The organism is Idiomarina xiamenensis 10-D-4 (genome assembly GCF_000299895.1).
Lineage (GTDB): Bacteria > Pseudomonadota > Gammaproteobacteria > Enterobacterales > Alteromonadaceae > Idiomarina > Idiomarina xiamenensis.
In genome coordinates, this window is the sequence record NZ_AMRG01000028.1 from 1 (window position 1) to 7480 (window position 7480).

General features: G+C 40.2%; 6 protein-coding genes. 1 reads left to right on the forward strand and 5 read right to left on the reverse strand.

The features are described 5' to 3' along the window. Positions 1-292: 292 nt before the first annotated feature. Genes A10D4_RS13025 through A10D4_RS13040 form a run of 4 tightly spaced genes read right to left on the reverse strand, consistent with a single transcriptional unit; the run spans position 293 to position 5369 of the window. Positions 293-1348 (reverse strand): hypothetical protein, encoded by a 1056-nt coding sequence (locus tag A10D4_RS13025; RefSeq protein ID WP_008490062.1) that lies wholly within the window; start codon positions 1346-1348, stop codon positions 293-295. A 10-nt stretch (positions 1349-1358) separates the two neighbouring features. After that, the gene (locus tag A10D4_RS13030; RefSeq protein WP_008490063.1) at positions 1359-1973 is read right to left on the reverse strand and encodes a hypothetical protein; all 615 of its coding nucleotides are present in this window, start codon (positions 1971-1973) and stop codon (positions 1359-1361) included. After that, on the reverse strand, positions 1970-4078 hold the full coding sequence (locus tag A10D4_RS13035) for an AAA family ATPase (RefSeq protein WP_008490064.1): 2109 nt from the start codon (positions 4076-4078) through the stop codon (positions 1970-1972). The genes A10D4_RS13030 and A10D4_RS13035 overlap by 4 nt, the downstream gene beginning before the upstream one ends. 13 nt (positions 4079-4091) lie before the next feature. Then, positions 4092-5369: a hypothetical protein gene (locus A10D4_RS13040; protein ID WP_008490065.1), complete on the reverse strand. Its 1278-nt coding sequence runs from the start codon at positions 5367-5369 to the stop codon at positions 4092-4094. A 75-nt stretch (positions 5370-5444) separates the two neighbouring features. Here A10D4_RS13040 and A10D4_RS13045 point away from each other — a divergent pair, with 75 nt between their 5' ends. Continuing rightward, positions 5445-5771, forward strand: coding sequence for a helix-turn-helix domain-containing protein (locus A10D4_RS13045; RefSeq protein WP_008490066.1), 327 nt, complete (start codon positions 5445-5447; stop codon positions 5769-5771). Between the two features lie 73 nt (positions 5772-5844). Here the strand turns inward: A10D4_RS13045 and A10D4_RS13050 are convergent, their stop codons facing one another. After that, on the reverse strand, positions 5845-7020 hold the full coding sequence (locus A10D4_RS13050) for a Tn7-like element transposition protein TnsE (protein WP_237738554.1): 1176 nt from the start codon (positions 7018-7020) through the stop codon (positions 5845-5847). Positions 7021-7480: the final 460 nt, after the last annotated feature.

Genomic DNA, 7480 nt, shown 5'->3' on the forward strand with positions numbered 1-7480 from the left:
GATGACTGTGTTATAAATGGGATATTTACAATTCGAATACCTCTTTCTCTATCATAAGTCTAACTTCTCTCTCCAGATTCCGCCGTCAAAAACTGTAGTAGCGAACTGGTAAGGCCTGATTTTTCTAGACCCTTCTACCCGCCTAAAATATTCAAGATCTAAGTTGTTCGGTGACATTCTGTCATTTTTTGTATGGCATGGAGTTGGATTGTAATCCATCTCGATGTGATGAAATGCCGGCAAGAAAGCATAACTTAGTTAGACTACTCTCAACACTAAAATCTAATTTTTATCACTTTTTCAGCTTAGTTTTTCTTTCTCCACTTGGAGTATTATACATTTCAAAGTGGAGGTAAGTAACACCTTGCTCACGCGATTTCTCTCGAATTAAGTCAAGTTCTCCAAGGCGTTTTCTCCCATCATACACCATCAAATAATGACTTTTTGCAGCTCGATCGCTACCATAATCTATTACCTGCTCAAGTCCTTCACTCAGCCACTTCTCACACGCATCGTCGCTATTTCCGTGGCGAAGTACCTTAAACTCTAATACGCATGGCCCATGCTCAGGTACCATTGCGTGTGAATGAATTATTAAATCAGATCGCCCATGAGATCCACGTGCTTCCTGAGATACACCATCTTTTCCCAGTATCTTTACTAGATTAAAAGTAAATCTACGCGCAATTCTATCTTCGGCGTGATCGGTAAGCGTGTAGTCTCCCTGAACTTTCCAAATCATTAATCCACAACCAGGCAGCTTTGTCTCGGTTTCATGAAAGTCGTATGAAAAGCTAGTTAGTTTTTCTCTCGAAAACTGCTCTTGGCTCCTTCCGATGTCTATTAGTATTTCATATTCAGACGTTGGATCAACTGGCGACTCAGTTAAGAAAATCGACATCGACCGAATATTAAAATCAACAACAGCATTTAATAACTCAAAATCACCTAATAATTCTTTAATCTCTTGAAATTTTTCCTCTAAAACATCTCTCTGATTATCACTATTTTCAAATGAAATGACTCTATTTTTATTAAGGGCGGAGTCTAGACATAGAAATATTTTTCCTGATAAGTCACGACTTTTATCCCTTCGCAGACTTAAAACGCTACTCCCCAAGTTTTCTACCTTTCGTGCTAACTGAGGAGGTATATAAATGAAATATGAAATTCCCGAGGCTGGCAGTGTTCTTACTGCTTTTCTTTTTTGAAAGTAGTCCAAAAGAAAAGTGGTGAACCTATATTCCTCTTCTTCTCCTCCTTGTTGAAAAGGGGAGCTATTCTCAGGTACATGCGATTGGACTTTTTTTAAAATATCTTCATCTAACTTTAAAACTGACTGGCTCATCTCTCATTCCTTAAGAGCTTGCAGCTTCATTCAAGTAACTAATATATCTGTGTATTCCTTCTGAGGGAGTATATAGCCTGTCAGTAGGAAACATTAAAACGGCAGCTTTCTTACTTACATTATCATCCATATCAGAAAACCTTACTCCCTCTCCATTCGCGGCCGCTGCGTAATGGAAATCAAATTGAGTTATAGCTTCTATTTTTTTCTGCTCAATTGAGGAACAAGCTGACATAAATTCTCTCAGATAGCTTGCCTGCTCGCTAAAGTAATCGCTCTTACTCAATGTTTCCACAAGGTTGATGCCTTCTTTTGTAATGCGAAAGTCAGCTGACAGCCAAAATCCATATTCATCGCTAAACGGCTTGAAGTTTCGTGCCTCAACTTTACTCTGCAACGCGAGCCTACCTATGTCCCACTGCGCCCTTGGAAAATAAGGCCCACGCATATGTTTCAAGGTATATGAATCTGGCATTACTAATTCGCAGACAGGACTTAAGACGTTAGCAAGATAAATATATCGGTGAAGCTGCTCCATTTGAATAGGAGCAATAGCATTGCGTTCAGCGCTCTCAAGAAGAGTTAATAACCACATCCGGCTGGCTAGAAATACGTCATTATTCACGAACTACCACCTCCAGAATCGACACTTTGATAAACAGCTTCATTGAATAGTTGCTCATAATAACTACGATAGTTCACCAACGCAGCATTAGGAGCAGATAGCTGGAGCAAATTTATGATATGTTTTTCTCGGTTTTCCGCCTCAATTGGGTATAGAACAGGTTCCTCTCCATCCGGATCTCCGGGTGCTCCCAATAGCCGCTGGCGGCGGTTCTGTTCAACGTGACCGGGTTCATATCCGACTCCAAGCAAACTCGATATCATAGAGCTTTGGTTTAGATTGGTTGAAGCAATAAAAACATTTCGGCCTTCCTGTTTTTGACCAAATGTTCGAAAAAGCCTACTAATTTCATGCATGAAAATACTATCAAGGCTAGCCTCGGGAGTTTCCATAACAATCATTGCAGGTGAGCCTTCCGTCTCGGTTACCACATCAAACAATGACAATCTAAAAGCTAAATCTATAAATTCTCTTTGGGACTCGGATACTTGTTCTTCTGACTCTCTTAATTGTGGGCTTTCTGTATGAACACCGGATGTCATCTTCACTCGGAAGAATGGAACTCGAACTTTTTCTTTCCCGCCCTCACCTAGAGGACCTTCATGATGCTCTAGCTTTAACTTAACTGTTTCAGCAAGAAGCTTTGAGCAATAGTGCTCAAATTTTGACTTCAATAGCTCGAGTTTCTTATACAAATGGTTGGTTTGGTGCTCTATCGCCTTACTGTAGGCTGACGTGTTCTCTTTTCGAAGATCTTCATAATTCCTTAGCATACCTTGCCAGCTTGTCAGTTGTTTTGACAATTCCTCAGTATCTGAATCTTCGTTTGGCAGTGTTTTTTCAATAGCAGCTACCTTTCTGTAGCAAGCTACGCGTTCGTCAGATACTGACTTTACAAGCTCTAAAAGTTTGCTTTGCTTATCGTACAATTGCTCAAGAATTTCTTTTTGACTTTCATAGTCGGACAAACATTGGAGTGACTTTTGTCGCATTCTTTCAATCTCAGCTTCTGCTCTCTCTGCATTGCTTACAAATTTTTCAGTTGACTCCTGCGTCTGTTCATTTGAATGGCAAACTGGACAGCATTTATTACGAACAGCTTCATCAATTATACGTTCGGAGTCGTTAGATTTACTTCCACAAACAAAACACCCGCCCCCTGAAGATAGATTACTCAACAGCATTTTTACTGTTTCATCAAGGTCTGGAAAATACTTAGAAAGTAAATTGTGCTGCGACTCTTCCAGTCCATACTTATATTCGTCAAAGTCTCGTCTAGATTGCGCTATTTTTAATTTTGTACTAGTAATTTCATAACTATTTTCCGAAAGTTCATCTTCTAACTCTCTAAGCCTCTCATCTACTCCGCTTAAACGAGCTAGTGAGGAAGCATATTCCTTACGATTGATATCAGTTTCATCAGAAACCAAATCATCAAGTTGATCTTTAATCTTGTTAACTGATGCTTTAAGGTTTCGATATCTACTATCAGCACTTCTCGCTTCATCCCGGTACTTGGCTGCGGCCTTCGCGGACTCTTTATCAAAAAAAAGTATTCTGAACATTTCGAACTGAGATGTTTGATCCCATATCAAGTCTGATCGATCCTCAAGGAAAAATACCAAAAATTTAACGACGGAAAAAAAGTCAACGAACGATGGAAGACCCGAGAGTTCCTCTACTTTTTCCTCGTAGGCTTCTTGGCTTGAATCAATGCTAACTCCATCAACAGATAAAGAGAGAACATCCAAATTGGAAAGTTTTCTTTTAATTTGGATTTTGCTATTTCCAAACTCGATAACTCCCTCAACAGTCGCATTTAGTGCACCATCCTTTACTCGGTTAGAGAAGAACTTTCTCCTTCTCCACTTAGTTAATTCGTTTTTACTACTACCAAGAGTTCTCTCACCATCTTTGGGCGGGTCTTTTGGGCCGACCATTAATCTGTATATAGCGTTTAGTAAAGTAGTTTTCCCTAGCCCATTTATACCAACTACAAGATGTACTCCACCATCGAAGTTATGATCTAAGCTCTCATTTTTTTCATTCTTATAGAGCTGGTAATCTTCGATTTTAATTTGTCTTAGTACAGGAAATTTAATCAAACCTAGTTCCTTCTTATTCCTTTATGAAGTAGAGAGCCGTTTCGTCCAAATCATTAGACCAACCTTGCTGTGCGCTGGACTTCATAACTCTAATTTTTTCTTCTTCTTTAAACGTCAGTCCTAAGTTTTGTGAGATTTCTTTTGTAATCCGCGCTGTATCAATTCTGACGCCGGCATACCGGCTATCTCCGATAACCATTCCGACCATTCCACCACTTGGTAAAACCCTAGTGGACTCAGCGAGTATAGTCTCGATATCTCTGAAGTAAGAACCTACCATGCTAGGTATATTTTTGCTCCACAATTTTTCGCGAACATTATCAAGTCTCCCTAACGTTTCACAGAGAGTTTCAGATTGGGGCGGGGGAATAATTTCAAACTTTGTTTGTACATGGGAACGAAAGGTACTAAGCCTAAGGGTTTTATTTTCCTCAGGAGTATTTAAATACCCTAGAACCCACAGCTCAATATTGTAGATATCGGTATAGTCGAAAGTGTTTGGATAAGGAGGAGAGAAAAGTACTAGGTCGCTGCTTTCAACCTCTTTAATCTTAGTTCTCGAATCGCCGGTTAAAAGATTATAGCGGTACTCCCTTCGCTCTGAGTACTTCGATACATCAAATATTGCGTCATTGAATTTCTTCTCGAGCAACACATCGACATCTTTTCGTTCGATATTTCTATTTTGCCAGTTTTTTCTATAACGTCGACCCTTACCACTAATAACAACGTTACTAAGAGGTACAAGAATAGACCCCAGTAAAACTCTAAAAAGACATTTGTTTGCATCATCAGTTATCTGATCTATAGCGATTTTGTACTGGCCTATTCTTTCTAGAACTTCCGCTTCATAAAGCCAGCGTTCAATTCCCTTTTTTCTATAAAGTGTCTTCGGACCTTTAGCATATAATTCGCCCAAATCGGGCTTAAGTGTGTCGGCAGCTTTTACTACAGATAGCCAGTCACTGATTAGCCTGTCGAGATTATATTTTTGTAATTTACTTTTTATCAGATCAGCTATAAACGGGTTAACTTCAATTGTAGTAGGAGAGATTCCTAACAACTGTGATGTAAGAGCTGTGGTTCCTGAACCACCGAAAGGATCAAGTATACTTTCAACTTTGATTGGCGCCTTTGAAATCGCATCAACAACAAATCTAGGCGAAAAAGCTTCTTTAAAATTAAACCATCGTTGAAACGGAACTTCCTTAACCCCTTGCGCCGTGCTTAACGGCGCTTTGGGATCTTGCTTTTGAATAAATAGGTCGACATCCCTACCAACATCGAACATTGATCAAGTCCTAGTTTTCTGATAATAGTATACGTATAAATATAGCATTTTATACGTATAAAAAAAGGCCAAATTGTGAAAAATACTCGTTCAGCCAAAACGTTAGGGGCCAGATTAAAGGCGCACTACGAGTCCGTTGGCGTATCACAGCAAGAGTTGGCTGAACGATTTAACACTAAACAAAGTTGGATTAGCCGAATTTACAATGGTGAGTTCACTGGTAGAAGCGCTATCGCTAGGAGGCTATGCGAGAATGCTAATATCAGCTTTTTTGAAGAATCTCCTACCAAAATAAATGAGGAGGAAAAAATTTATAAGATCGCTGCTCAACTTGCTCGCTTGAGAAACGAAGATCTTGAAGCTGTAGCAAACGTTCTTGGGCTATTAAAAAAGCTCAACTAAAACGAGCCCGTCATGGGAAAAATAAACTGGGGCGCCGATAAAAATTAATTTTATTTTAGCGAACCGATGCTTATTACCTGAATCTGATAACTAAGTTTCGATTAACATTGCTAGCCCAGCGTTCTATGTTTTCTTGACGTATCACACCAGCTTTATCTGAAGCTTGATGTACTATAAAAAAGTGACCCTTCATACCAAATTCACTATCAAAATAATCCTTTGGCCAACTCAAAGACTTTTTAAGTAGCTTTATCTCAATCTCGGATAATCGTTCAATTACTGCTTTCGCTGAAGAAGCCATAACCACTCTTGTTGATAATGACTTTGCAGCATCCGAGGTATCAACCTCCATAAGGTAGAATTGATTACCACTGACAGTCACCCTGACCAACATCCAGCACCTTGGCGTAGAATCATCATCCCACATTAGGTGCATTTTGCAGCGACCGACAGATGGCAGCTTTCTGAAAGCCATAATCTCTACTTTGCATTGATGATTAGTAGCTAGTAAATCGAGCATTTTTGAAAAACTTTCGAACTTACTTGCGTACAAATGCATATCATCTGTAGCTTCATCTAGCCCGTCCCATTCAGCACTGGGTAAATCCCCAATTGGAGATTGCTCTTCTGTACTAACTAGACTGGATGCTTCGCCTCCCTCAGAGCTGCCGCTGGAACCAACTTTTTTCCTTTTTCTTGCCGTTTTATGAGTATTTACCGCCTTTGCAAATTCAACTTTCGTTTTGACTCCATCAATTTGCACCGGATCATTTTCACCACTGGAGTCTTGATCCTCATCTACTTCATGATTAGGCGGTCGGTAATCTCCAGCACGGTCACCCCTTCCACCACTCAGCTCAGGAACATAGAATTTGGGACTAAAGAACTCAACGTCACTAGGCACACCTGTCGGAATACCTGTTAATTCAGTAATTTCATAAACCAACAAGGTATTAGTCTCTGTATCTAAATTTCCGCGAACTTTTAAATTAACTCCTTGAAGGGGAGGAGGCTCAAACTCAAAGTTCCAAATCCTGTATGAGCCTCGGTTAAAGCCAGACTCTAGCTGCGCCTTACTGATACTTTCGTAGGAGAGCCGAGCATCGTTATCTAAGAGAAGCCAAGCTAAGTAACGCCGGTAACCGGGATCTGAAAATACGTTATCGGGGCAGGTACTATTTGGGAGCACAGTAATGACGGCATGCTCTGAATTATTCACATCATGTTCTACTGAAAACTCATTCTGCAATATTCCGTGCTCCATACACGCACGAGAGAAGTAAGCGTTATGAAAAAATAACGACCTGGCTAGTTCAAACTGCGGTAAATACACTGTCATGCCATCAGGTAAGGTTTTAACGAAACAACGAGACTTCCGCTCCTTTGGCAAATCTCGCTCTTTCGCAGGGCTGTCTTCCAGATTGCTTACTTCCCACTTTTGTAAGTTATCGACTGTGAACTCTATCTCAGAACCTTGTCTCCGAAATGGGCCCGTGGGGTTAATAACGTTTTTTCTGACTAGAATTGGGGCTTGAGACAAAAGAACACTATCGCTGCCTCTCGTTTTCCTCGGGTAAATACTTAGATTTATTCCCCACTGACTTCCATCAGCTCGTTTAAACACTGAACCTGTAGTTGCCCCCGCTAAAACGGACAGTTTAACTTGCCACTTTAAGAGCTCGATACTCTCGCGGTGACATCATTTTTAA

What these genes read in the sequence shown, in the direction of transcription:
- A10D4_RS13025 (WP_008490062.1), bottom strand. Translation starts at nt 1,348, where the DNA reads ATGAGCCAGTCAGTTTTAAAGTTAGATGAAGATATTTTAAAAAAAGTC.
- A10D4_RS13040 (WP_008490065.1), bottom strand. Translation starts at nt 5,369, where the DNA reads ATGTTCGATGTTGGTAGGGATGTCGACCTATTTATTCAAAAGCAAGAT.